We start from the raw sequence: 22,154 nt of genomic DNA, 5'->3' as shown, positions 1-22,154 counted from the left end.
GCATGAAAGCCGTCGGCTTCACCCGCTATCTGCCCATCGACGATCCGCAGTCGCTGATCGATCTCGACCTGCCCAAGCCCGAGCCGCAGGGCCGCGACATCCTCGTCGCCGTGCGCGCCGTCGCCGTCAATCCCGTCGACACCAAGGTCCGCTCGCCCAAGGACAAGGTGGAGGACGCCCCGCGCGTCATCGGCTACGACGCCAGCGGCGTGGTCGAGGCGGTCGGCCCCGACGTCACGCTGTTCCGGCCCGGCGACGAGGTCTACTACGCCGGCGACATCACCCGGCCCGGCACGAACCAGGAGTTCCATCTGGTGGACGAGCGCATCGTCGGCCGCAAGCCGTCGAGCCTGTCCTTCGCCGAGGCGGCGGCCCTGCCGCTCACCACCATCACCGCCTACGAATCCCTCTTCCACCGGCTGCGCATCGACCGGGACGGGGCAGATGCGGGACGGTCGATCCTGATCATCGGCGGGGCCGGCGGCGTCGGCTCCATCGGCATCCAGCTGGCCAAGCGCGCCGGGCTGACGGTGATCGCCACCGCCTCGCGCCCGGAAACCATCGCCTGGGTGCGAGAGCTCGGCGCTGACCACGTGGTCAGCCACCGCGAGCCCCTGGCCCCGCAGGTCCGCGCGCTCGGGATCGAGCATGTCGACCACGTGGCGATCTTCAACGACATGCGTCACTGGCTCGATGCGGTCGAGCTGATCCGGCCGCAGGGCTCCATCGTCACCATCGACGACACGCATCTGCCCATGCCGATGGAGCAGATGAAGACCAAGGCGGCGAGCCTGCACTGGGAGCTGATGTTCACCCGCGCGATGTTCACAACGCCCGACATGATCGAGCAGCACCGGCTGCTGGATTTCGTCGCGGGCGAGATCGACGCGGGCCGGCTGCGCACCACGCTCGCCGAAACGCTCTCGCCGATCAACGCCAGCACCCTGCGCGAGGCGCACCGGCGCATCGAGACCGGCACGGCGCGCGGCAAGATCGTCGTGGAAGGGTTCGCCAACTAGCCCGGACAGGATGGGCCGGTTGCCGGGTTTGCCGGCGCCGGCCCTGAAGTCATGACGAGCCGGAAACGCCGGCTCGCGAAAAAGTGTCGCTGCTCGTGCGGCTGGACGCGGCGGCGCCGGTGGCCTATGCCACCTTTGACCTCTTCTTCCATGCTCCGCCGACAGGACATCCCATGACATCTTGTGCCCTTTGCAATGCCGAAGGCGCGTCCGCCTTTGCCGTGACCCCGCGCGAAGACAGCGTGCCGCTTTGCCCGGTTTGCCGGGCGGGCGTGGAGGAAGGGCCGCAGGACGGGCCGCACTGGCGGTGTCTCAATGAGGCGATCTGGAGCCCCGAGCCGGCGGTTCAGGTTCTGGCCTGGCGCCTGCTGAAGGGCCTCCCGGAGGCGCCCTGGGCACGCGAGGCGCTGGAGATCGCCTGGCTGGAGCCCGACGTTCTGGCCTGGGCCGAGGAAGGCAGCGGCGCAGCACAGGGCGAGGACGCCATCGTCCATGTCGACTGCAACGGCACGGTGCTGGCCTCCGGCGACACCGTCACATTGATCAAGGACCTGCCGGTCAAGGGCGCGGGCTTCACCGCCAAGCGCGGCACGGCGGTGCGCAAGATCGCCCTCGTCCCCGACAATGCCAACCATCTGGAAGGCAAGGTCGAGGGCCAGCGGATCGTCATCCTCTGCCAGTTCGTCAAGAAGGCCTGAGCCGGGTTTCCGGAGGGGCCGGTTCCCGAGCCCCTCAGGTGCCCAGCAGCAGCAGCACGATGCCGCCGGCGATCAGCACCGTGCCGACGATTTCGCCCGGCATCAGCTTCTCGCGGAAGAACCACCACGAGACGATGAAGGTGAAGATCAGCTCCACCTGCCCGAGCGCGCGCACATAGGCGACCTTTTCCAGCGTCATGGCGGTGAACCAGCCGGCCGAGCCGGCAACGCCCACCAGCCCCACCCAGACGGCGCCGCGCCAATGGGTCAGGCTGGCGCGCAGCTGGTCCGGCTCGCGCAGGCTCATCCAGGCGACCATGGCCAGCGTCTGGAACGCGGTGACGAAGGCCAGCGTGAAGCCTGCCTGCATCAGGAAACCCGGGCCGCCCAGCGCCAGCGAGGCGGCGCGGTAGCACACGGCCGAGATGCCGAACATCGCCGCCGAGGCAAGGCCGATCTGCGCCGGCCGCCCGGTCAGCGCCGTCAGCAGCGCGCCCGCGCTCACCGGCTTTCCGGCCAGCGACACGAAGATCACGCCGACCACGCCGACGGCGATGGCGACGCCCGCCAGCGGCGTGATCGTCTCGCCCAGCAGCACCAGTCCGAAGATCGCCGCCTGCACCGGCTCGGTCTTGGAATAGGCCGTGCCGGCGACGAAGTTTCTCAGCGAGAACAGGTAGACCAGCAGGAAGGTCGCGAGGATCTGCGCGATGCCGCCGATCATGCCGAAGATCGCGAAGGAGGCGTTCGGCTCGGGCAGCGGCATGCCGCCAACGAAGTGAAGCCCGGCAAGGTAGAGCAGCGCGAAGGGAACGCCGTAGCCGAAGCGCACGAAGGTGGCGCCGGTCGTGCCGAGCCGCGCCGTGAAGTGGCGTTGCAGGGCGGATCGGGCGTTCTGGCAGAAGGCGGCGAAAACCGTGATGGGGATCCACAAGTCCATGCGCTGCCACATACAGGAAGCGGCCGGGACGGAACAGGCAAAAATGCCGAGTGGCCGGTCCCCCGCGCCGCCCGCCCGGCCTTGACTTCGCGAAGGAGCGGCGCTTAGGTCCGCGCGAAGAATTCCGACGCTTTCCCAGACACATTCTCCGGAGACCTGCGCGCATGACCACTGCCAATACCGACAAGGCGAAGCTCGCCTCCATCATCGACGCCGCCTTCGAGGACCGCGACACGATCAACGCCCAGACCACGGGTGCGGTGCGCGACGCGGTGAACGCCGCGCTCGACCTGATGGACCGCGGCCATGCGCGGGTGGCGGAGAAGGCCGAAGGCGGCGACTGGGTCGTGAACCAGTGGCTGAAGAAGGCGGTGCTGCTGTCCTTCCGCCTCAACCCGATGGAGATCATCAAGGGCGGTCCGGGCGATGCCACCTGGTGGGACAAGGTGCCGTCCAAGTTCGACGGCTGGCGCGGCGTCGACTTCGAGGAGGCCGGCTTCCGTGCGGTGCCGGGCGCCATCGTCCGCCGCTCGGCGCATATCGCCAAGAACGTCGTGCTGATGCCGTCCTTCGTCAATCTCGGCGCCCATGTCGGCGAAGGCACCATGGTCGACACCTGGGCGACCGTCGGCTCCTGCGCCCAGATCGGCCGCAACGTCCACCTGTCGGGCGGCGTCGGCATCGGCGGCGTGCTCGAGCCGCTTCAGGCCGGCCCGGTGATCATCGAGGACAATTGCTTCATTGGCGCCCGCTCGGAAGTCGTCGAGGGCTGCATCGTCCGCGAGGGTGCGGTGCTCGGCATGGGCGTGTTCATCGGCCAGTCGACCAAGATCGTCGACCGCGCCACCGGCGAGGTCTTCTACGGCGAGGTGCCGGCCTATTCGGTGGTGGTCGCCGGCACGCTGCCGGGCAAGCCGCTGGCGAACGGCGAGCCGGGCCCGAGCCTCTACTGCGCGGTGATCGTCAAGCGCGTCGACGAAAAGACCCGCTCCAAGACCTCGATCAACGAGCTGCTGCGCGCCTGATCGCAGCCAGCTTTCGCGTTGCGCCGCGCCGTCAGGAGACGGCGTGGCGGACCGCCATCAGCGACTTCGGCAGGCCGATGAACCGTTCGGTCACCAGCTCGGAGTCGGGGAAGAGATAGCGCATCTGCCGCCCGTCCAGCAGGCGCGCATCCTCCAGCGACACCATCGCCTCGTCGAGATTGGCCGCCCGCGGGTAGAAGCCCGTACGCATGGCCAGGTGGATCCGGTAGACCAGCGGATCGGGCAGCCAGTGCAGCAGCGGGAAGCGCGCATGCGGCTCGATCGGGAACCAGAAGCTCGGCGTCTGGATCATGTGGCTCGGCGCCAGCCGCCGCGCCTCGCGGGCGAAGGCCGACTTGTTGGCCCAGCTGCCGACATGCTCGATCACCGAATTGGAAAAGGCGACGTCGAAGGAATTGTCCGCATGCTCGGGCAGGTCGCAGGCGCTGCCATGCACCAGCTCGATCGGCAGGCTGCCGTCCGTCTCCGCCGTGAAGCCGAGATTGATGCAGGTGATGGTGACGCCGTCGAAATTCATCTCGTCGCGCCAGACGTGCCAGAATTCCGGCGTGCCGCCGAGATCGACGATGCGGCAACGGCCCTTTGCCGCGACATGGTCGGCGACCATCGCCTTGAGGCGCTGGACCCGTCGCTTGCGGAAGACATTGCTGGAGGAGGCGGGCGAAAGGCTGAACACGGATACTCTCCCGGCGGTTCTTGCGTCGTCGGCGGTGCGGGCAGACGTCCGACCACGGCCTTTTGCGTAGCAGCATTCCCATAACCGCCGATTAACGGGCAGGCAAAACGCCGCGATGGGCAGGACAATCCGGGAAGCGGCTTGATTGTCGGCCGCCGGCAGCCTACTTCGAAGGCAGCAGACAGTCTCCCGTCCAGGAAATTTCATGTCGCAGCCGCAAGCATATCCGGGCCCGCTGGGGCCGTTCTGGCTGTTTTTCAGTCCGATCGGGCGCGTCTCGCGCGAACCCTACATGCTGGCGCTCGGCTTCCTGTGGGCGGTCTTCGCCATCCCGGTCAGTCTGTGGGTGCAGACCCTGGAGATTCCGGGCGACCAGACGGCGGTGGTGACGATGGAGGATTTCGTCAATTCGCATCCGCTGCTGCCCTACATGCTGTTCGCCAGCCACTGGGTCGTTCTCGCGCTTGCCATCAAGCGGCTGCAGGACCGAAACCTCACCGGTTTCCTCGCCGTGCTGATCTTCGTTCCGGTGATCAATTTCTTCTTCGTCATCGGTCTCGGCCTGATGCCGGGCGAGCCGGGGCCGAACGCCTATGGCCCGCGCCCCAACAGCCGCTGGGCCAAACCAACCTGACGCCCCTTTCCCCCTTGTCCCGTTCCAGCCCCTGCCAGCCGAAAGCCGCATGCCCGTGACCGACCAGCCCCTTTCTGCCGCCGCCACCCTTGCCCGCGACCTGCTGCGCTGTCCGTCCGTGACACCGGCCGAGGGCGGCGCGCTCGCGTTGCTGGACGAGCGGCTGACGGCAGCCGGCTTCACCGTCGAGCGCATGGTGTTCTCGGACCACGGCACGCCGGACGTGGAAAACCTCTTCGCCACCATCGGCACGAAGGGTCCGAACCTTGCCTTTGCCGGCCATACCGACGTGGTGCCGGCGGGCGATGCGGGCGCCTGGCGACACGGCCCGTTCGACGGGAGCATCGAGGACGGCATCCTGCACGGGCGCGGCGCGGTCGACATGAAGGGCGGCATCGCCGCCTTCGCTGCCGCCGCCATCGCCTATGTGGCGGACAAGGGCGATGCGCTCGGCGGGCGCATCTCCTTCCTGATCACCGGCGACGAGGAAGGCCCGGCGATCAACGGCACGGTCAAGCTGCTGGAATGGGCGGCCGAGCGCGGCCACCGGTTCGACGCCTGCATCGTCGGCGAGCCGACCAATCCGGCGCAGCTCGGCGATGCGATCAAGGTCGGCCGGCGCGGCTCGCTGTCGGGCATCGTCACGGTCACCGGCGTGCAGGGCCATGTCGCCTATCCGCATCTGGCAAAGAACCCGGTCTCCGACATGCTGGCGCTGCTCGCCCGCCTCGACGCTCTCGTGCTCGATGCCGGCAACGAGCGCTTCCAGCCGTCGAACCTGGAGATCACCACCGTCGATGTCGGCAACACCGCCTTCAACGTCATCCCGCGCAAGGCGGTCGCCAATTTCAACATCCGTTTCAACGACACCTGGTCGGTGGACAGCCTGAAGGCGCATCTGCGCAACGAGCTTGCCGGCGTCGAAGGGCTGACCTGCGACTGGCAACTCGATTTCACCAGCGATTCCAGCGACAGCTTCCTTACCCACGATGCGGAGCTGATCGACGCGCTGGCCGATGCTGTGGAAGCAGAGACCGGCCGCCGGCCCGACCTGTCGACGGGCGGGGGCACCTCGGATGCCCGCTTCATCAAGAACTATTGCCCGGTGGTCGAGTTCGGCCTGGTCGGCCAGACCATGCACCAGGTCGACGAGCGCGTGCCGCTGGCCGAGCTGGACGGCCTTACCGCCATCTATCGCCGCTTCCTCGACAGCTATTTCGCCGGCTAACCGACACGCTTTTCCCGCTTTCCCACTGCGAGCACCTGACGCCAAGTATCTTTGCGAAGGTGACGGGCGCGCGCGTTCTTGTTTCAGTAGAGCTGCCGGTTGCAGTATCGGGAAACAAGAATGCGAGGGGGAGGCAGGCAATGACGGGCGAACAGGGCAACAGCGCGAGCGAGGGGCAGCCTGTGCGGCGGCCGGACCCGACGCGGGTCAACGCCATCGGCTTCGATGCCATCGTCGATGCGCTCGGCGCGGGCATGCGCGACTTCCGCAAGGCGCCGCGCTTCGGCCTGTTCTTCGGCGCGGTCTATGCCCTCGGCGGCATATTGGTGCTGCTCACCGCCTCCGCCCTGCACATGAGCTATCTCAGCTATCCGCTGGCGATCGGCTTCGGGCTGATCGGCCCGTTCATCGCCGTCGGCCTCTACGAGGTCAGCCGCCGGCTGGAGACGGGCGAGCCGCTCGACTGGCCGGGCGTCCTCGGCGTCATCTGGGCGCAGCGCAAGCGCGAGATCGCCTGGATGGCCTTCGTCGTGCTCTTCGTCCAGATCATGTGGATGTATCAGGTGCGGCTGCTGCTCGCCCTGTTCCTCGGCTTCAAGTCGTTCGCCTCCTTCGGCGCCTTCGTCGAGGTGGTGGTGACGACGCCGGAAGGCCTGATGTTCCTGGTCATCGGCAATGCCATCGGCGCGGTGCTGTCGATCATCCTGTTCTCGCTGACGGTCGTCTCCTTCCCGATGCTGCTCGACCGGGACGTCGACTTCATCACCGCGATGATCACCAGCGTGCGCGCGGTCGTCACCAGCCCGAAGCCGATGATCGGCTGGGCGCTGGTCGTCACCGCGACGCTGATCGTGTCGATGCTGCCGCTGTTCGCCGGGCTGCTCGTCGCCCTGCCGGTGCTCGGCCACACCACCTGGCATCTCTATCGCAAGCTGGTGCCGCCCGCCCCGCAGGAGGACGAGGCCGGCCTTCAGCCGCCGGAGACCACGTCCCCGACCGCCTCGTCGCCATCCTCGACGACAGCTTCCCCCGCACCGGCGGCAAGCCCGGCACGATAGGCGGCAAGCGAGGCCGCGTCCTCTTCCGCCGGGCGATAGTCGACCTGTGTCAGGTAGAGCCCGTCGGGCGGCGCCACCGGGCCGCAGGCCTCGCGGTTGCACGCCGCCAGCGCCTTTGCCACATCCCCCGGCCCCCAGCGGCCCTCGCCGACCAGCCGCAGCGTGCCGACCATCGAGCGCACCTGGTTGTGCAGGAAGGAGCGCGACGAGCACTCGGCGATGATGCTCTCGCCCTCGCGGCGCACGCTGAAGGCTTCCAGCGTCTTCCACGGGCTCTTCGCCTGGCAGCGCGAATGGCGGAAGGTGGTGAAGTCGTGATGGCCGACGAAGACCTGCGCCGCCTCATGCATCGCCGCCGCATCGAGCGGCTTCTTCACATGCCAGGCCAGCCCCAGGTCGTGGGTCAGCGGCGCCAGCCGGTTGACGATGCGATAGCGGTAGTGCCGGCGGATCGCGGAAAAGCGGGCATCGAAGCCTTCATGCATCTTCTCGCAGGCGAGGATCGCCACCGGATCGGGCAGGCAGTGGAAGTTGAGCGCGCCCAGCACGGTGGCCGCCGGCCAGTCCTTCTCCAGATCGAGATGGGCCACCTGCCCGGTCGCATGCACGCCGGAATCGGTGCGCCCCGCGCCGCCGATGGTCACCGTCTCGCCGGAAAACGCCTTCACCGCCCGCTCGATCACCCCCTGCACGGAGGGACCGTTGTCCTGCCTCTGCCAGCCCACGAAAGGGCGGCCGTCATAGTCGACTGTCAGCTTGTAGCGGGGCATGGAACGAAAACGGCTCGCCGGTTGTCGCGGTTACTCGAAGGCCTCGAAGGGCGTGGCGAAGGTGACCTCGATCGGCAGGGCCGCCCGTGCGGCCTCGGTCAGCGCCAGCGCCTGGAAGGCTGCCCCCGCATAGGGGCCCGCGACCTTTTTCGCAAGCTCCACGTCGAAGCCGAAGCGCGGGTAATAGGCGGGCGGTCCCAGCACCAGCACCAGGTCCTCGCCCTGCTCGCGCAAGGCCTCGATCCCGGCGCGGATCAGCGCCGAGCCGACGCCGCCGCGCTGCCGGTCCGGGCTCACCGAGACCGGCGCCAGGCACGAGATGGCAAGACGGTGCCCGGCGCCCGCTCCCGTCACCCGCGAGAAGGCGACATGGCCAACGACGCGCCCGTCCCGGTCGACCGCCACCAGCTCGAGCACCAATGCGCCGCAGGAGCGCAGCTCGTCGACCAGCCGTGCCTCGCCCTCCTGGCCGAAGGCGGTGGCGGTGACGAGCGAAATGTCCGCCTCGTCGGCGGGCGTGGCGGGACGGATCTGGGGTTCAAGCGCGGGATGGGTCATCTGAATGGTCCGTTCGGCCTTGCGGCACCTGACAGCGATCTGCTTTGGCCGGCATCATAGCCTGCCCGGCGGCCGCTTGGCGATGGATGACCCCGTTCACGAAAGCCGGGTGCCGGGGCTGAGCTGGGCGCCGCGCTGGAACTCGGCCGCCGGCATCGGCTTCTTGCCGGCGCGCTGCAGCTGCACCAGACGCACCGCGCCGCTGCCGCAGGCGACCAGCAGCTCGTCGCCGGCGGAAAGCAGCGTGCCCGGCTCGCCCGAGGCGCTCTCGTCCAGCGCGCTGCGCAGCACCTTCACCCGCTCGCTGCGCCCCGAAATCTCCACCTCGCACCAGGCACCGGGAAAGGGCGAGAGCCCGCGCACATGGTCGTGCACCTCGCGGGCCGGCCGCGTCCAGTCGATCCGCGTCTCGGCCTTGTCGAGCTTGCGGGCGTAGGTGACGCCCTCCTCCGCCTGGGGCGTCGGCACCAGGCCGCCGCGCGGCAGGGCGGCGAGCGCGCGCACCATCAGGTCGGCGCCCAGCACCGACAGGCGGTCGTGCAGCTCGCCGGCCGTCATGTCCTGTCCGATCGCCAGCTTCTCGGCCATGTAGACCGGACCGGTGTCGAGCCCGGCTTCCATGCGCATCACCTCGACGCCGGTTTCCGCGTCGCCGGCCATGATCGCGCGGTTGATCGGGGCCGCACCGCGCCAGCGCGGCAGCAGCGAGGCATGCAGGTTGAGACAGCCATGCACCGGAATGTCGAGCACCGCCTGCGGCAGCATCAGGCCGTAGGCGACGACGACGGCCGCATCGGGGGCGAGCTCGGCAAGGGCGGCGTGCTCCTCCTCGCTTTTCAGCGACTGCGGGCAGCGCACCGGAATGCCCAGCGTCTCGGCCGCCTGATGCACTGCCGACTTGCGCTCCTCCATACCCCGGCCCGCCTTGCGCGGCGGCTGGGTGTAGCAGGCGACGACATCGTGACCCTGGCCGACGATCTCCATCAAGGTCGGAACGGAAAACTCCGGCGTTCCCATGAAGACGATGCGCAAGGTCATGATTTCTCCTTCGAATGGGCGAGCAGGGCTCGGCTTTCAGGGGTTTGAACGTATCAGGCGAGGCGCTTCATGCGAGGCGCTTCATGCAAGACCGGGCAACAGGGCCTTGAGGCTCGTCACCATCATCTCCATGGCAATGGCGGCCAGGATCATGCCCATCAGCCGGCTCATGATGCTGATCGCGGTGCGCCCCAGAACCCGCGCCAGCAGCGGCGCGGCGAGAAAGGTGACCGAGAGAACGGCGACCATGGCGGCGAGCGCCGCCACCAGGGCGACCTGCTGCCCCGCTCCGCTCGCCTGCTCGCGGAAGATGACGATGGTCGAGATCGAACCGGGCCCCAGCAGCATCGGCACGGTCAGCGGGTAGATGCCCGGATTGTCGACGCTCTGGTGATGCTGCTTTTCTGCGTCCGTGCCGGCCTGCGCGCTGCTTTCGCCGCCATGCAGCATGGACAGGGCGATCAGCAGGATCAGCAGCCCGCCGGCCAGGCGAAAGCCGTCGATGCTGATGCCGAACAGCGACAGCAGCGCCTCGCCGCCGAAGAAGACGACGAGCGAGCCGGCGACGAGGCCGAGCGTTGCGGTCAGGGCGACGGCGCGCTTGCCGGCGGCATCACGGTCGCCGGTCAGCGCCAGGAACACCGGCAGGTTGGCGACCGGGCTCATGATCGCGAAAAGCGCCGCGAAGACCTTGAGGAAGAAGGCGATGTCCATGCGTCCGGCTCCCGGGTCGCAGGTTCAGGCTGCAGCGCGGCTCAGGCCTTTTCGGTCAGCCGCGCCTGCTTCTGGAACTTCTTCACGACGCGGTCGCGCTTCAGCTTGGAAATGTGGTCGATGAACAGCACGCCGTTCAGGTGGTCGATCTCGTGCTGCAGGCAGGTGGCGAGCAGGCCATCTGCCTCGATCTCGCGCTGCGCGCCCTCGCGGTCGAGGAAGCGCAGGCCGATGCGCTGCGGCCGCTCCACGTCCTCGTAATATTCCGGGATCGACAGGCAGCCTTCCTGATAGACGGAGCGCTCGTCGGATTCCCAGACGATCTCGGGGTTGATCACCACCATCGGCGCGGGCGTCTCGCCCTCGCGCGCCACGTCCAGCACCAGCATGCGCGTCGGCACGCCGATCTGGATCGCGGCCAGCCCGATGCCCGGCGCGTCGTACATGGTTTCCAGCATGTCGTCGGCCAGCTGGCGCACGGCGTCGTCGACGCTGGCGACCGGCTCGCTGACCAGGCGCAGCTTGGGATCCGGCAGGATGATGATGTCTCGTTTCGTCATGGTGCTGAAATATGGGAGAAGGCCGCCCGCGTCAACGCGCGGATGCGCCCGGAACGCACGATTTCCGCGGTTTACGGCCCCTGGCGAGAGAGCCGCCGGCGTCATGCGCACGCCCGGCGCTCCTCTGCCCGCTCGCTGTGCCCGGTTGCCGCCCCACGCGCCTGCGCCGTTTCGCGGCGGCGACAAATGTTCTATCTTTGTTTCCATGGAGACGATTCTCTTCACCCTGCTCGGCCGGCCCGTGTCGCTCGGCGAGGCGCTGGTCGGCGCCGCCTTGCTGCTGCTCGGCGCGGCGGTGCTGACGCTCGTCTCGGTGTCGCGGCAGGCGGGCCGGGCGCGCGATGCCGAATGGCGGGCGGCCGAACACGCGCGCGAGCTTGAGGCGCGGATCGCCGACCTGCTCAAGGTCCAGTCCGAGATGACCGGCCGGATGCAGACCATGGCCGAGGTCTTCGGCTCGCGGCAGGGCGACCTGATGCGCGCCGTCAACGAGCGGCTCGACGGCATGAGCCACAAGCTCGGCCAGTCGATGGCCGAGACCACCCGGCGGACCCATGACGGGTTGCGCCACCTGCACGAGCGGCTGGCCGTCATCGACCGGGCGCAGGCAACGATCCGCGACCTGTCCGGTCAGGTCGGGGCGCTGCAGTCTATCCTCGACAACAAGCAGGCGCGCGGCGCCTTCGGCCAGGGCCGGATGGAGGCGATCGTCCAGGATGCGCTGGCGCCGGGCGCCTTCAGCTTCCAGGCGACCCTGTCGACGCGCGTGCGGCCCGACTGCCTGATCCATCTGCCGAACGGCGCCCCGCCCCTCGTCGTCGACGCCAAGTTTCCGCTGGAGGCCTATAACGAGCTGAAGCAGGCGGAAGGAGCGGAACCGCTGAAGCAGGCGCGCGCCCGGTTTCGCCGCGACATCGGCAAACACCTGACGGACATTGCCGAGCGCTATCTCATTCCAGGCGAGACCCAGGACACGGCCTTCATGTTCGTGCCGTCCGAAAGCATCTTCGCCGAGATCCACGAGCACTTTTCCGATCTCGTCCAGAAGGCACACCGAGTCCGGGTGGTCATCGTCTCCCCCTCGCTGCTGTTGTTGTCGATCCAGGTGGTGCAGTCGGTGCTGCGCGATGCGCGGCTGCGCGAGGAGGCACACCGGATCCAGGCCGAGGTCGCCCATCTCGTCGCCGATGTCGACCGGCTGGACGAGCGGGTCCGCAAGCTGCAGCAGCATTTCGGCCAGGCCGGCCGCGACATCGAGCAAATCCTCATTTCGACCGACAAGATCGGCAAGCGCGGCCGCAACATCGGCGATCTCGATCTCGCCCCGCCGCGCGGCGAGCAGGCTTTAGACGGCACCACCGACCGGACGGACCGGGCCGGCGCGCCGGCGGCCGAGCCGCGCGGGCACCGGGACGAGGCGGCACGCCCCCTGCCCCTGCCCGGACTTCACGATCCGTACGCCGCCGACTGACGCCGTCCTACCTGCCGCGCATCATACGCCAGCCCGCCCCCTGCGGGGATAACAGCCAGCATGCGCCGACAGCCGGGGCCGGCGCCGCACCGGGGACAGGACGGGGATAAAGGCAGGCGGCGGAGGGAAACAGGAGACCGCATCCTCGGTGCCTCCCACGTCCATCTGTCCCTTCTGCGCAAACCGCGGATTTGAGACGGAAAAATCAATTTCGTCCGATTTCAGCACGGAATTTTGCAAAATTTCTCTCGAAATTTGATATCGGCGCGTACCGCATCCGTGACCCGGATTTCGACACGGAAAGAAGCCCGCCGCTACGGCACCTTCCTCGCCAGAGGCTTGGCTTTGCGGTGCTTTTTTCGATCCCGGTGCTGCAAGGCGCGGCGGAAGATGCTCTAAGAGAGAGAAACAATCGCTTTGGAGGATCGCCATGAGCCTGCTGATCGCCGTCAAGGGCTGGAACCCCGCCGCCTGGGCCTTGCGCCTTGCCCGCTACCTGCCGGAGCACGAGATCCGGTCCTGGCCGGACGCGGTCGGCGATCCGGCCGACATCCGCTACGCGCTGGCTTGGAAGGCCCCGGCGGAGGTCCTGGCGGCCTGCCCCAATCTCGAAGTGATCTTTTCGCTGGGCGCCGGCGTCGACCATCTGCTGGCGCAGCCGGGCCTGCCGGATGTCCCGATGGTTCGGGTGGTCGACCCCGACCTGACCGCACGCATGACCGAGTGGGTGGCGCTGCAGGTCCTGCTGCACCATCGCCAGCATCTGGCCTACGCCGCGCAGCAGCGCGAAAGCCTGTGGCGCGACCTTGAGCAGCCGGCTGCGCGGCACGTGCGGGTCGGCCTTCTCGGTCTCGGCGTGCTCGGCGCGGAAGCGGCCAAGATGTTGGTGCGGTTTGGTTTTGACGTTGCCGGCTGGGCGCGCGGGCCCAAGCAGATCGACGGGGTCGTCAGCTATGCCGGCGAGAGCGAGCTCGATGCCTTCCTCGCCCGCACCGACATTCTGGTGAACCTGCTGCCCCTGACGCCGGAGACGCGCGGCTTCATCGACTACGGCCTCGTGTCGCGGCTGGCGCGCGACGGGGCGCTCGGCGGACCGGTCTTCATCAATGCCGGACGCGGCGGCAGCCAGGTCGAGGCGGACCTGGTGCGCGCGCTGACCGACGGCACGCTGAAGGGCGCCAGCCTCGACGTGTTCGAGACCGAGCCGCTGCCGTCGCACAGCCCGCTATGGAAGCTTGAGAATGTGGTGATCACGCCGCATGTGGCCGCCGACAGCGACCCGGAGGCGATCTCGGCCTATGTCGCCGAGCAGATCCGCACCTTCGAGGCGGGCGGCACCTTGCGCAACACCGTCGACAAGGCGACCGGCTACTGACGCCGAAACTATAAGATTATTATTTTCAATAGACTAGCAATGAAACCGACGCGCGCGAGAGAACCAGAGGTCGACGATCTCGCGCGCGATGCGCTTCATCTCGCGAGGGGTCGCGGGCTTCTGGTGAACCGCGTCGAACCAGTCTTCGTCGCCAGCTGCCACCGGCGGCGCGCCGCGCGTCAGACCGAACAACGGCAGCGTCGCGCTGTCGTGGCGCTGGCGCACGCGCCGGGCCAGGTCGCCCGCCCGTCCTTCGGGCAGGTCCAGCGAAGCCACGACGCAATCGAAGGGCGGGCCGGCGGCGGCATCCGGCGTCGACAGCAGCTCGAGCGCCGTCTCCACGGATCCGACACGGCGGACGCGAATGTTGCCCGTCGCTCCTTCAAGCGCCAGACGGAAGGCTAGGGCATCGTTCACGTTGTCTTCAACGTGAAGGAAAACCGCGTGCGGCAAGACATGAAGCATGAGCGACCGGTTGTCCGTAAAACGCAAAAGACGTCGCCGTCAGCTCCCCTCGGGAAGTCTGACGCAACATCCAATTTTGCTGATATGTTCGGACGGCGATGTTTCGGATTGACCCGTGGGGTTTCTTCGCTGCCCGCTTCATAGGGGCGAAAACTGCCGCCCAACGTCGCAGCTGATATAATCGCGCTGCAGAGTCGCTACAACTGCATTCCCTGCATAGCAGATGCGCTAGGGAAACCGGGCAATTTCAGGCGTTTCCTTCTAAGGAAGGGAAAGCAAATTTCCAAAACAACTTGGAAATCCGAACAACCGGAAAATCCGACACACGGAAACCCAAGAAGACCGCCCGCAACGCGTGCCGTTGCGCGCGCTGCTACAACCGGCGACAGGCGGTCAGCGCACCCCATTCAGTCGCCGCGATGCGCGCAAGCGCGGCCTCCAGCGGCTCCAGCGCAACGCTCATCGTGTAGCCATTGGCATGCAGCAAGGTGCCCGGATCGCTCATGATCCCGACATGGCCCTTCCAGAACAGCAGGTCGCCGCGCTCAAGCTTCGGCAGACCGCCGGAGATGTCGAGCGCCTCGCCGGCGCCGGCCTGCTGCATGTCGCTGTCGCGCGGCAGCACGTGGCCCGCTTCCGCCGCCGCCAGCTGCACCAGCGCCGAGCAGTCGAGGCCGAGCGAGGTACGCCCGCCCCACAGATAGGGCGTTCCAAGCAGCCCCTCTGCCACTGCCACCCAGTCGGTCACGGTCTCGCCGAGCGGCATCAGATGGCGGGCGACCATGGCGCTGCCGTCGTCGAGCAACGCGTAGTCGAGGCCGCGGGTCACTGCTGCGCCGACGACGCGCACGCGCGCGCCAAGCGACAGGAGCGAGAGCGGCGGGCGTTTCAGCTCGGCTTCCGGATAGCGATAGCTGCGCGGCACGCAGACCCGGTGAGTGGCGGGCGCGCCGGCCTCGCCCACGCTCGCCGCTGGCAGGTACCCAACATAGCCGTCGGTCGCCAGCTGCCCCCAGGCCCAGCCGTCGTCGCGGATCTCGTACAGATCGAAACTCTCGCCGTAGAGCGCTTCGGTATCAATGGAGCGGGCCGCATCCGGCGCGGGGCGCAGCGGCGCCGAGGCGACCGCGATGCGGACCGGCAGCGGGTCGGCGAAGCGCTCGGCCACGACCTGGCCACGATAGCGGCTTGCCGCCAGATCGGGGCGAACGGGATGGATGCGGCGATCGAGGGCGGCGGCGGGTTCGCTGGTCATGCGGCGGTCCGGGCTTCTTCTGGCGCTTCGGGCATCGGGCTGCCCGGTACACCGCCTGGGATCAGCGGGGCATCTCGGCGGCCCGGGCAACGATGGTGTCGGCAATGTGCTCCAGATAGAGCGCCCCGGCAACGGTGCGGGTCACCACGACATTGCGCCGGTCGGCCTCGTCGCGGCGGCGCGACAGCAGTTTCATCGCACCCAAAGTGTCGAGCGCGCGGGTGATCACCGGCTTGGTGACGTCGAGACGTGCAGCCAGTCCGCGCACCGTGTGCGGGGGCGGCTCCAGATAGACCGTCATCAGGATCGCCATCTGGCGCGAGGTGAGGTCCTTGTCGCCGTCGGTGACCAGCGACATCGTCACATCGTGCCAGAGTCGCAGCGCCTGCGACGGCCGCAAGTCGATACCCATCCCTCACCCATGCCTGCTGTGCCGTTGCCGGCCTTGCCCCATAGTGACAGGCAATTCGTTTCGGTTCCGTTATACAAACACCGAAACGAGGCAGGAAAGCGCGCCGCCTCAGTTTCCCGGGTAGCGGGCGGCGAGCAGCGAAAAGAGCGCACGCGCGGCCTGTGCCTCACCGCCCAGCGGGCGGCCCGGACGGTCGGCCGGGTTCCAGCCATAGATGTCGAAATGCGCCCAGACCCGCGCCTTTTCAACGAAACGCGAGAGGAACAGCGCGGCGGTGATGGAGCCGGCGAAGCCCGCACCGCTGGTGTTGATGTGATTGATGTCGGCGATCCGGCTTTCCAGATAGCTCTCGTAGGGGCGCCACAGCGGCAGGCGCCACAGCGGATCGCGCACCGTAGTCGCGTGGTCCGCAAGCTCGGCCGCGAAGGCCTCGTCGTCGGTGTAAAAGGGCGGGAGGTCGGGGCCGAGAGCAACGCGCGCGGCGCCGGTCAGCGTCGCCATGTCGATCAGGATCTCCGGCTCCTCCTCGTCGGCGAGCGCCAAAGCGTCGGCAAGGATCAGCCGGCCTTCCGCGTCGGTGTTGCCGATCTCAACGGTGAGGCCCTTGCGGCTCGGCAGCACATCGCCGGGACGGAAGGACGCGCCGGAAATCGCGTTCTCGACCGCCGGAACAATGACGCGCAGGCGCACCGGCAGGCCGGCTGCCATGATCATCGAGGCCAGCGCCAGAACGGCAGCCGCACCGCCCATGTCCTTCTTCATCAATGCCATGGCGCTGGACGGCTTGATGTCGAGGCCGCCGGTGTCGAAGACGACGCCCTTGCCGACCAGGGTGACGCGCGGATGCCCCTCCTCGCCCCAGGTCGCATCCACAAGCCGCGGCGCGCGGTCGCTCGCCCGGCCGACCGCATGGACCATCGGGAAGCCCTCGGCGAGCAGCGCCTCGCCCTCGATGACGCGCACCCGCCCGCCGTGATCGGCGAAGAGGCGCTGCGCCGCATCGCACAGCTCGGCAGGACCGAGATCGCTCGCCGGCGTGTTGACCAGATCGCGGGCGAGCGTCATGCCGTCGAGGATGAGGCCGACCCGCTCCAGGTCGACGCCCTCGCCCACCATCAGCCGCGGCACCGAGCGGGTCGACGGCTTGCGGTAGCGCTCGAACCGGTAGGAGCCGAGCGCGAAGGCGAGAGCGGCTTCCTCCTGCGCCTCCGCCGCAATCTCCAGACGGAAGTCGCCGCCCGGCAGCTTGCGGGCGAGATCGCCCACGGCAAACCCGGGCGCAGCCGCATTGGCGACGCCGAAAAGCACGGCCGCAAGCGCTCCTTCGGCACCTGGAACCAGAAGCAGCTGTCCGGCCGCCCCGTCGAACCCGCTCGCCGCGGCGAAGGCCTCGGCCCGCGCGCCCAGTCCCTGAAGCACCGTCTGCGCTTCATCGCGGTCGACGGCATGGACGGGAATGGCTGCAACATCGGGGGAATGGGCGATCAGCGAGGCGCGCACGGGCGGGGTCCTTGTCTGGCGGGAGAAGAAGATCGGAGTTCCGTTTTAAGCACGAAGGGCAGGCAGCGGCAATCGCCGGGCATCTGCCCGCGGGACCACCTCCGGGACCGCCGTTTAACGAAGCATTAGGGTTAACGACGTATTGATGAGCTTGCGCATTCTGCAAGTCCAACGTCCGTCCGTGTCCAGGAGCCCGGCACATGCCATCCACGCGCCACGCCCTTCCCCGTCCCGCCGCCGCGCCGCGCCTGATGCTCGCGGCCTCGATGGTGGCCCTGGTCGCGCTGACAGGCTGCGCCTCCTCGAAGCGCAGCGTCGGCACCCATTCCGGCGCGCCGCAAGGCTATGCCGCCCCCGGATCGAGCGCCGCCTTGCAGGCGGTCGGCTATTGGGGCCAAGCCTATCAGCGCTCGCCGAAGGACCGCGAAAACATTCTCAACTATGCCGCCGCCCTGCGCCGCAACGGTCAGGTCGACCAGGCCGAAGCAGTGCTGCGCCAGGCGATCATCGCCCATCAGAGCGACCGCGACATCGCCGCCGCCTACGGCAAGGTTCTGGCGATGAATGGCCGGCTGCCGGAAGCGCTGCAGGTGATCAACGGCGCTCAGACCCCGACGCGCCCCGACTGGCGGCTGATGTCTGCAGCGGCCGCGATCCACGACCAGATGGGCAACACCCAGCAGGCGCGCGATCTCTACAATCAGGCGCTCAAGATCGCTCCGGACGAGCCGAGCCTGCTCAACAATCTTGCCATGTCCTACCTGCTGGAAGGCGAAGCCAAGGAGGCGGAGGGCGTCTTGCGCCGCGCCGCCGCCAGCCCCAAGGCCGACAGCCGCATCCGCCAGAACCTGGCGCTGGCAATCGGCCTGCAGGGCCGCTTCCAGGAGGCCGAACAGGTCGCCACCGCCGAGATCGACCCGGCCCAGGCGGCACAGAACATCGCCTATCTCAAGTCGATGCTGTCGCAGCGCAATTCCTGGGCGGAGATTGCGGCGCAGGACAAGAAGAAGAAAAAGTCCGGCGGTTGACGCGCCATCTTCACCTCCCCCTGTTCTCGCAGCCGAAACGACAAAAGCCACCCCTCCGGGTGGCTTTTTCATTCGTTCCGGATTGGCGTTACCGGGGTGCCTTTGAGGCGTGCCGTCAGAAGGTCGCGACAGCCTGGATGATCGCCGGGCCGATGATCACGGCAAGCAGCACGGGCAGGAAGAACACGATCATCGGAACGGTGAGCTTGGGCGGCAGGGCCGCGGCCTTCTTTTCCGCCGCCTGCATGCGCTGCAGCCGGTTTTCGTCGGCCATGACGCGCAGCGCGGTGGAAACCGGCGTGCCGTAGCGCTCGGCCTGGATCAGGGCCAGCGAGACGTTCTTGACGCCTTCCAGGCCCGTGCGGTTGGCAAGGTTCTCGTAGGCCATGCGCCGGTCGCCGAGATAGGAGAGCTCGGCATTGGTCAGCGTCAGTTCCTCGGCCAGCGGGATCGACTGGATGCCGATCTCCTCCGACACCTTGCGGAAGGCGACCTCGATGGACATGCCGGATTCCACGCAGATCAGCATCAGGTCGAGCGCATCCGGCCAGGCTCGGTTGATCGAGAGCTGGCGGTTCTGGATCTTGTTCTTCAGATAAAGATCCGGCGCGTAGAAACCGATGAACGCGACAAGGCAGGCGATGAACACCTTGACCATCGCCGGCTGGTCCAGCTTGAGCACCACAAAGGTGTAGAACAGCGCGACGATGAGCAGGACAACCGGCATCACAAGACGCGCGAACAGGTAGGTGTAGAGCGGGCGCACACCGCGATAGCCGGCACGGGTCAGCCGCAGCTTGGTCTCGTCGTCCGACAACAGGTTCTTCAGGTTGAGCCGGTCGACGATGTTCTGCATCTGCTTCTTCGGCTTGTTCCGCAGGGAAACCCGCGCATTCGCCTTGTCGTCGGCCAGGCGTGCGCGCTCGCGGGCGCGCATCTGCTCGCGCTCCAGTGCCACGGACTTCATCCGGGTCTTGAGCTTGTCGCCTTCCAGCAGCGGCACGACGAGCGAAAACAGCGTGCCGGCGATCGCAACCATGGTCAGGATGGCGATCATCGCCTGTTGGGAGAGAAGATTGGAGAAATCCAGTCCCATGGTCTCTTTCCGTGTCCGTCGTTCCTGCCCGAAAACGGCAGATCAGAAGTCGAAGGCGATCATCTTCTTCATGATGAAGATGCCGGTCAGCATCCACAGTCCGCTGCCCACGACGATGATGTTGCCGGTGGGCTCGGTGAACAGAAGCATCATGTAGGACGGGCTGGTCAGCGACAGCACACCGACAACGAGGAAGGGCAGCGAGCCGATGATCGCGGCGGAGGACTTGGCCTCCTGGCTCATGGCGACGATCTTGCCCTTCATCGCCTTGCGCTCGCGCAGCACCTTGGACAGGTTGCCCAGCGCCTCGGACAGAGAACCGCCCGACTGCGCCTGGATCATCACGACAATGGCGAGGAAGTTCGCCTCCGCGACCGGCATGCGGCTCGGCAGCTTCGAGATCGCCTCTGCCAGGGTGATGCCCATGGTCTGGGCCTCGACGATACGGCGGAACTCGGTCTTGATCGGCTCGCGCGCCTCGGCGGCGACGATCTGGATACACTCGCCGAGCGGCAGGCCCGCCTTGGTGCCGCGCACGATGACGTCGACGGCATTGGGCAGTTCGTTCAGGAAGGCGGCGATCCGCTTCTTGCGGCGGCGTCCGAGATAGAAGCGCGGCACGCCGAACGCGCCGACGAACATCAGGCCGAAGGTGACGATCAGCGAGCCGGAGGCGAGCAGGCCGACAAAGCCCAGCACCAGCGCACAGATCAGCGAGAAGACGATGAAGCCGCGCATCGACCAGGTCAGGCCGGCCTGGTCGATGCGTTCGTCCAGCGTCAGGCGCGCTGCGCGCTGCTGCTTCTTCTTCTCGCGCGCCTCGAATTCCTTGAGCTGGTCCTGCACGGACTTGCGCCGGCGGTCGCCGTCGCGCACCGCACGGCGGGTGGCATCGATGGCGGCGTTGTTACGGGTCGAAACAGACTTCAGCCGCTTCTCGCGCGCCGCGCGCCCGCTCAGCTGCGGCTCGAACAGGGCGTAGATGATGCCGCCGATGGACAGCGTCGCCAGAAGAGCAATGGCGACGATCGTCACTTGCGGCGTCAGGAAGGACTGCAGGTCAGCCATGTCCGGGCTCCGGGGCTTCGGCCGCGTCGAGGGCGGCGGCAAGGCGGTGCTCCTCGCCGAAATAGCGCGCCTTTTCCCAGAATTTCGGGCGACCGATGCCGGTGGAGCGGTGACGGCCGATCAGCTTGCCGTTCGCGTCCTCGCCGAGGATGTCGTAGAGGAACACATCCTGGGTGATGATCACGTCGCCTTCCATGCCCATCACCTCCGAAACGTGGGTGATGCGGCGCGAGCCGTCGCGCAGGCGCTGTGCCTGGACGATCACGTCGATGGACGAGACGATCATCTCGCGCAGGGTCTTGGACGGCAGCGAGAAGCCGCCCATGGTGATCATCGATTCCAGACGCGAGAGCGCCTCGCGCGGGCTGTTGGCGTGCAGCGTGCCCATGGACCCGTCGTGGCCGGTGTTCATCGCCTGCAACAGATCGAAGGCCTCGGGTCCGCGCACCTCGCCGACGATGATCCGCTCGGGACGCATACGCAGGCAGTTCTTGACGAGATCGCGCATGGTCACCTCGCCCTCGCCTTCCAGGTTGGGCGGGCGGGTTTCAAGGCGCACCACATGCGGCTGCTGCAGCTGCAGTTCCGCCGCGTCCTCACAGGTGATGATGCGTTCGGTGGAATCGATATATGCCGTCAGGCAGTTCAATAGCGTCGTCTTGCCCGAACCCGTACCGCCGGAAATCAGCACGTTGCATCGGCTGCGGCCGATAATCTCCAGCACCGTCGCACCCTCGGGCGAAACCGAGCCGTACTGGACAAGCTGCTTGAGGGTGAGCTTGTCCTTCTTGAACTTACGAATGGTGAGCGTCGGCCCGTCGATCGCCAGCGGCGGCGCGATCACGTTGACACGCGAGCCATCGGCGAGACGGGCGTCGCAGATCGGGCTGGATTCGTCGACGCGGCGGCCGACCTGGCTGACGATCCGCTGGCAGATGTTCATCAGCTGCTTGTTGTCGCGGAAGCGCACGCTGGTCTGCTGCATCCGACCCTGGGTCTCGATGTAGACCGTGTTGGCGCCGTTGACCATGATGTCGGCGATGTCGTCGCGCGCCAGAAGCGGCTCGAGCGGGCCATAGCCGAGAACGTCGTTGCAGATGTCCTCCAGCAGGTCTTCCTGCTCGGAAATCGACATCACCACGTTCTTCAGCGCGATGATGTCGTTGACGACGTCCCGGATCTCCTCGCGCGCGTCCTCGGCGCTGAGGCGGGTCAGCATCGACAGGTCGATCGCCTCGACCAGCGCGTTGAAGATCGAGGACTTGGTCGCGTAATAGCCTTCCGACCGCTGCGGCGCGCGCGGCTCGGCGACCGGCGGCGCGGCCGGCGCAGGCTTTGCGGCAACAGCGGGCTGAGCTGCGGCGGCGGACGGTGCTGCGGGAGCCCGTGCCGGTTCGGCCGCGACGGGCGGCGGCGGTGCAGCCGGCGCGACCTGCGGCTCGCCCTGCATGGGCGGCGCCGCGGGGCGGGACGTCTGTGAACCTGAGGAAGCGCCACGTCGACCGAACATCGTTACCTGCTTTCAATCGTCTCGAAGAAACATGC

Annotated in this window: 23 protein-coding genes; 9 read left to right on the top strand and 14 right to left on the bottom strand. The window is 67.5% G+C overall.

Features of this window, described 5'->3' with window-relative positions; genetic code table 11:
• The first annotated feature begins 2 nt into the window (after positions 1–2).
• Positions 3–1,019: a zinc-binding alcohol dehydrogenase family protein gene (locus H7H34_RS02800; protein WP_185924171.1), complete on the top strand. Its 1,017-nt coding sequence runs from the start codon at positions 3–5 to the stop codon at positions 1,017–1,019.
• A 173-nt stretch (positions 1,020–1,192) separates the two neighbouring features.
• Entirely contained in the window at positions 1,193–1,717 is a 525-nt protein-coding gene (locus H7H34_RS02795) for an alkylphosphonate utilization protein (protein ID WP_185924170.1), read from the top strand.
• A 34-nt stretch (positions 1,718–1,751) separates the two neighbouring features.
• Here the strand turns inward: H7H34_RS02795 and H7H34_RS02790 are convergent, their stop codons facing one another.
• A complete protein-coding gene (locus tag H7H34_RS02790) occupies positions 1,752–2,657 on the bottom strand; it encodes an EamA family transporter (protein ID WP_185924169.1) in 906 nt (301 codons plus the stop codon).
• Positions 2,658–2,821: 164 nt separating this feature from the next.
• On the opposite strand from H7H34_RS02790, the gene dapD reads away from it, so the two are divergent.
• Complete coding sequence (dapD, locus tag H7H34_RS02785; RefSeq protein WP_067339890.1) at positions 2,822–3,682, top strand: 2,3,4,5-tetrahydropyridine-2,6-dicarboxylate N-succinyltransferase; 861 nt, start codon at positions 2,822–2,824, stop codon at positions 3,680–3,682.
• A 31-nt stretch (positions 3,683–3,713) separates the two neighbouring features.
• Here dapD and H7H34_RS02780 read toward each other — a convergent pair whose 3' ends face one another.
• The gene (locus tag H7H34_RS02780; RefSeq protein WP_199681134.1) at positions 3,714–4,379 is read right to left on the bottom strand and encodes a class I SAM-dependent methyltransferase; all 666 of its coding nucleotides are present in this window, start codon (positions 4,377–4,379) and stop codon (positions 3,714–3,716) included.
• A 205-nt stretch (positions 4,380–4,584) separates the two neighbouring features.
• On the opposite strand from H7H34_RS02780, the gene H7H34_RS02775 reads away from it, so the two are divergent.
• From H7H34_RS02775 to H7H34_RS02765, 3 genes are all read left to right on the top strand, one after another.
• A complete protein-coding gene (locus tag H7H34_RS02775; protein ID WP_120268458.1) occupies positions 4,585–5,013 on the top strand; it encodes a DUF805 domain-containing protein in 429 nt (142 codons plus the stop codon).
• Positions 5,014–5,062: 49 nt separating this feature from the next.
• On the top strand, positions 5,063–6,241 hold the full coding sequence (gene dapE / locus H7H34_RS02770; RefSeq protein ID WP_185924168.1) for a succinyl-diaminopimelate desuccinylase: 1,179 nt from the start codon (positions 5,063–5,065) through the stop codon (positions 6,239–6,241).
• A gap of 140 nt (positions 6,242–6,381) precedes the next feature.
• Positions 6,382–7,299, top strand: a complete 918-nt coding sequence (locus H7H34_RS02765; RefSeq protein ID WP_185924167.1) for a DUF2189 domain-containing protein — start codon at positions 6,382–6,384, stop codon at positions 7,297–7,299.
• On the opposite strand, the gene truA is transcribed toward H7H34_RS02765, so the two are convergent.
• The 5 genes from truA to def form a co-directional block, all read right to left on the bottom strand.
• Positions 7,212–8,069 (bottom strand): tRNA pseudouridine(38-40) synthase TruA, encoded by an 858-nt coding sequence (truA, locus tag H7H34_RS02760; RefSeq protein WP_185924166.1) that lies wholly within the window; start codon positions 8,067–8,069, stop codon positions 7,212–7,214. The two genes, H7H34_RS02765 and truA, sit on opposite strands and share 88 nt — an antisense overlap.
• Before the next feature lie 30 nt (positions 8,070–8,099).
• Complete coding sequence (locus H7H34_RS02755) at positions 8,100–8,627, bottom strand: GNAT family N-acetyltransferase (RefSeq protein WP_185924165.1); 528 nt, start codon at positions 8,625–8,627, stop codon at positions 8,100–8,102.
• 96 nt (positions 8,628–8,723) lie between these two features.
• Positions 8,724–9,659, bottom strand: a complete 936-nt coding sequence (gene fmt / locus H7H34_RS02750) for a methionyl-tRNA formyltransferase (protein ID WP_185926411.1) — start codon at positions 9,657–9,659, stop codon at positions 8,724–8,726.
• Between the two features lie 87 nt (positions 9,660–9,746).
• The gene (locus H7H34_RS02745; RefSeq protein ID WP_120268453.1) at positions 9,747–10,379 is read right to left on the bottom strand and encodes a MarC family protein; all 633 of its coding nucleotides are present in this window, start codon (positions 10,377–10,379) and stop codon (positions 9,747–9,749) included.
• A gap of 41 nt (positions 10,380–10,420) precedes the next feature.
• Positions 10,421–10,939, bottom strand: a complete 519-nt coding sequence (def, locus tag H7H34_RS02740; protein WP_120268452.1) for a peptide deformylase — start codon at positions 10,937–10,939, stop codon at positions 10,421–10,423.
• A gap of 205 nt (positions 10,940–11,144) precedes the next feature.
• On the opposite strand from def, the gene H7H34_RS02735 reads away from it, so the two are divergent.
• Positions 11,145–12,410 (top strand): DNA recombination protein RmuC, encoded by a 1,266-nt coding sequence (locus H7H34_RS02735; RefSeq protein ID WP_185924164.1) that lies wholly within the window; start codon positions 11,145–11,147, stop codon positions 12,408–12,410.
• Positions 12,411–12,840: 430 nt separating this feature from the next.
• Positions 12,841–13,785, top strand: a complete 945-nt coding sequence (locus H7H34_RS02730) for a 2-hydroxyacid dehydrogenase (RefSeq protein WP_120268450.1) — start codon at positions 12,841–12,843, stop codon at positions 13,783–13,785.
• 33 nt (positions 13,786–13,818) lie between these two features.
• On the opposite strand, the gene H7H34_RS02725 is transcribed toward H7H34_RS02730, so the two are convergent.
• The 4 genes from H7H34_RS02725 to H7H34_RS02710 all read right to left on the bottom strand — a co-directional run bounded on the left by H7H34_RS02725 (position 13,819) and on the right by H7H34_RS02710 (position 17,417).
• Positions 13,819–14,202 carry a response regulator gene (locus H7H34_RS02725; RefSeq protein WP_185924163.1) on the bottom strand — a complete coding sequence of 128 codons (384 nt, stop codon included), beginning with the start codon at positions 14,200–14,202 and terminating at the stop codon, positions 13,819–13,821.
• Between the two features lie 421 nt (positions 14,203–14,623).
• Entirely contained in the window at positions 14,624–15,505 is an 882-nt protein-coding gene (locus H7H34_RS02720) for a C40 family peptidase (RefSeq protein ID WP_120268448.1), read from the bottom strand.
• A gap of 61 nt (positions 15,506–15,566) precedes the next feature.
• Positions 15,567–15,917: a MarR family transcriptional regulator gene (locus H7H34_RS02715; protein WP_067339870.1), complete on the bottom strand. Its 351-nt coding sequence runs from the start codon at positions 15,915–15,917 to the stop codon at positions 15,567–15,569.
• 108 nt (positions 15,918–16,025) lie between these two features.
• Entirely contained in the window at positions 16,026–17,417 is a 1,392-nt protein-coding gene (locus tag H7H34_RS02710) for a leucyl aminopeptidase family protein (RefSeq protein ID WP_185924162.1), read from the bottom strand.
• Between the two features lie 200 nt (positions 17,418–17,617).
• On the opposite strand from H7H34_RS02710, the gene H7H34_RS02705 reads away from it, so the two are divergent.
• Positions 17,618–18,445: a tetratricopeptide repeat protein gene (locus tag H7H34_RS02705; protein ID WP_120268446.1), complete on the top strand. Its 828-nt coding sequence runs from the start codon at positions 17,618–17,620 to the stop codon at positions 18,443–18,445.
• A 115-nt stretch (positions 18,446–18,560) separates the two neighbouring features.
• Here the strand turns inward: H7H34_RS02705 and H7H34_RS02700 are convergent, their stop codons facing one another.
• Genes H7H34_RS02700 through H7H34_RS02690 form a run of 3 tightly spaced genes read right to left on the bottom strand, consistent with a single transcriptional unit; the run spans position 18,561 to position 22,119 of the window.
• Positions 18,561–19,541: a type II secretion system F family protein gene (locus H7H34_RS02700; protein ID WP_120268445.1), complete on the bottom strand. Its 981-nt coding sequence runs from the start codon at positions 19,539–19,541 to the stop codon at positions 18,561–18,563.
• Between the two features lie 42 nt (positions 19,542–19,583).
• The gene (locus H7H34_RS02695) at positions 19,584–20,609 is read right to left on the bottom strand and encodes a type II secretion system F family protein (RefSeq protein WP_185924161.1); all 1,026 of its coding nucleotides are present in this window, start codon (positions 20,607–20,609) and stop codon (positions 19,584–19,586) included.
• Positions 20,602–22,119, bottom strand: a complete 1,518-nt coding sequence (locus tag H7H34_RS02690; protein ID WP_120268444.1) for a TadA family conjugal transfer-associated ATPase — start codon at positions 22,117–22,119, stop codon at positions 20,602–20,604. Before H7H34_RS02690 ends, H7H34_RS02695 begins: the two co-directional genes overlap by 8 nt.
• Positions 22,120–22,154: the final 35 nt, after the last annotated feature.

Origin of the sequence: Stappia sp. 28M-7 (genome assembly GCF_014252955.1) — a bacterium.
Lineage (GTDB): Bacteria > Pseudomonadota > Alphaproteobacteria > Rhizobiales > Stappiaceae > Stappia.
The sequence above is the reverse complement of the archived record's forward strand: the minus strand, read 5'-3'. Positions and strand labels throughout refer to the sequence as shown.

Bases quoted from the DNA above. Each gene is read 5' to 3' on its own strand.
- dapE (WP_185924168.1), top strand. From the start codon at position 5,063: ATGCCCGTGACCGACCAGCCCCTTTCTGCCGCCGCCACCCTTGCCCGC.
- H7H34_RS02720 (WP_120268448.1), bottom strand. From the start codon at position 15,505: ATGACCAGCGAACCCGCCGCCGCCCTCGATCGCCGCATCCATCCCGTT.
- H7H34_RS02790 (WP_185924169.1), bottom strand. From the start codon at position 2,657: ATGGACTTGTGGATCCCCATCACGGTTTTCGCCGCCTTCTGCCAGAAC.
- H7H34_RS02775 (WP_120268458.1), top strand. From the start codon at position 4,585: ATGTCGCAGCCGCAAGCATATCCGGGCCCGCTGGGGCCGTTCTGGCTG.
- H7H34_RS02795 (WP_185924170.1), top strand. From the start codon at position 1,193: ATGACATCTTGTGCCCTTTGCAATGCCGAAGGCGCGTCCGCCTTTGCC.
- H7H34_RS02700 (WP_120268445.1), bottom strand. From the start codon at position 19,541: ATGGGACTGGATTTCTCCAATCTTCTCTCCCAACAGGCGATGATCGCC.
- H7H34_RS02735 (WP_185924164.1), top strand. From the start codon at position 11,145: ATGGAGACGATTCTCTTCACCCTGCTCGGCCGGCCCGTGTCGCTCGGC.
- H7H34_RS02715 (WP_067339870.1), bottom strand. From the start codon at position 15,917: ATGGGTATCGACTTGCGGCCGTCGCAGGCGCTGCGACTCTGGCACGAT.
- H7H34_RS02765 (WP_185924167.1), top strand. From the start codon at position 6,382: ATGACGGGCGAACAGGGCAACAGCGCGAGCGAGGGGCAGCCTGTGCGG.
- H7H34_RS02730 (WP_120268450.1), top strand. From the start codon at position 12,841: ATGAGCCTGCTGATCGCCGTCAAGGGCTGGAACCCCGCCGCCTGGGCC.
- dapD (WP_067339890.1), top strand. From the start codon at position 2,822: ATGACCACTGCCAATACCGACAAGGCGAAGCTCGCCTCCATCATCGAC.
- truA (WP_185924166.1), bottom strand. From the start codon at position 8,069: ATGCCCCGCTACAAGCTGACAGTCGACTATGACGGCCGCCCTTTCGTG.
- def (WP_120268452.1), bottom strand. From the start codon at position 10,939: ATGACGAAACGAGACATCATCATCCTGCCGGATCCCAAGCTGCGCCTG.
- H7H34_RS02800 (WP_185924171.1), top strand. From the start codon at position 3: ATGAAAGCCGTCGGCTTCACCCGCTATCTGCCCATCGACGATCCGCAG.
- H7H34_RS02690 (WP_120268444.1), bottom strand. From the start codon at position 22,119: ATGTTCGGTCGACGTGGCGCTTCCTCAGGTTCACAGACGTCCCGCCCC.
- H7H34_RS02705 (WP_120268446.1), top strand. From the start codon at position 17,618: ATGCCATCCACGCGCCACGCCCTTCCCCGTCCCGCCGCCGCGCCGCGC.
- H7H34_RS02745 (WP_120268453.1), bottom strand. From the start codon at position 10,379: ATGGACATCGCCTTCTTCCTCAAGGTCTTCGCGGCGCTTTTCGCGATC.
- H7H34_RS02755 (WP_185924165.1), bottom strand. From the start codon at position 8,627: ATGACCCATCCCGCGCTTGAACCCCAGATCCGTCCCGCCACGCCCGCC.
- H7H34_RS02695 (WP_185924161.1), bottom strand. From the start codon at position 20,609: ATGGCTGACCTGCAGTCCTTCCTGACGCCGCAAGTGACGATCGTCGCC.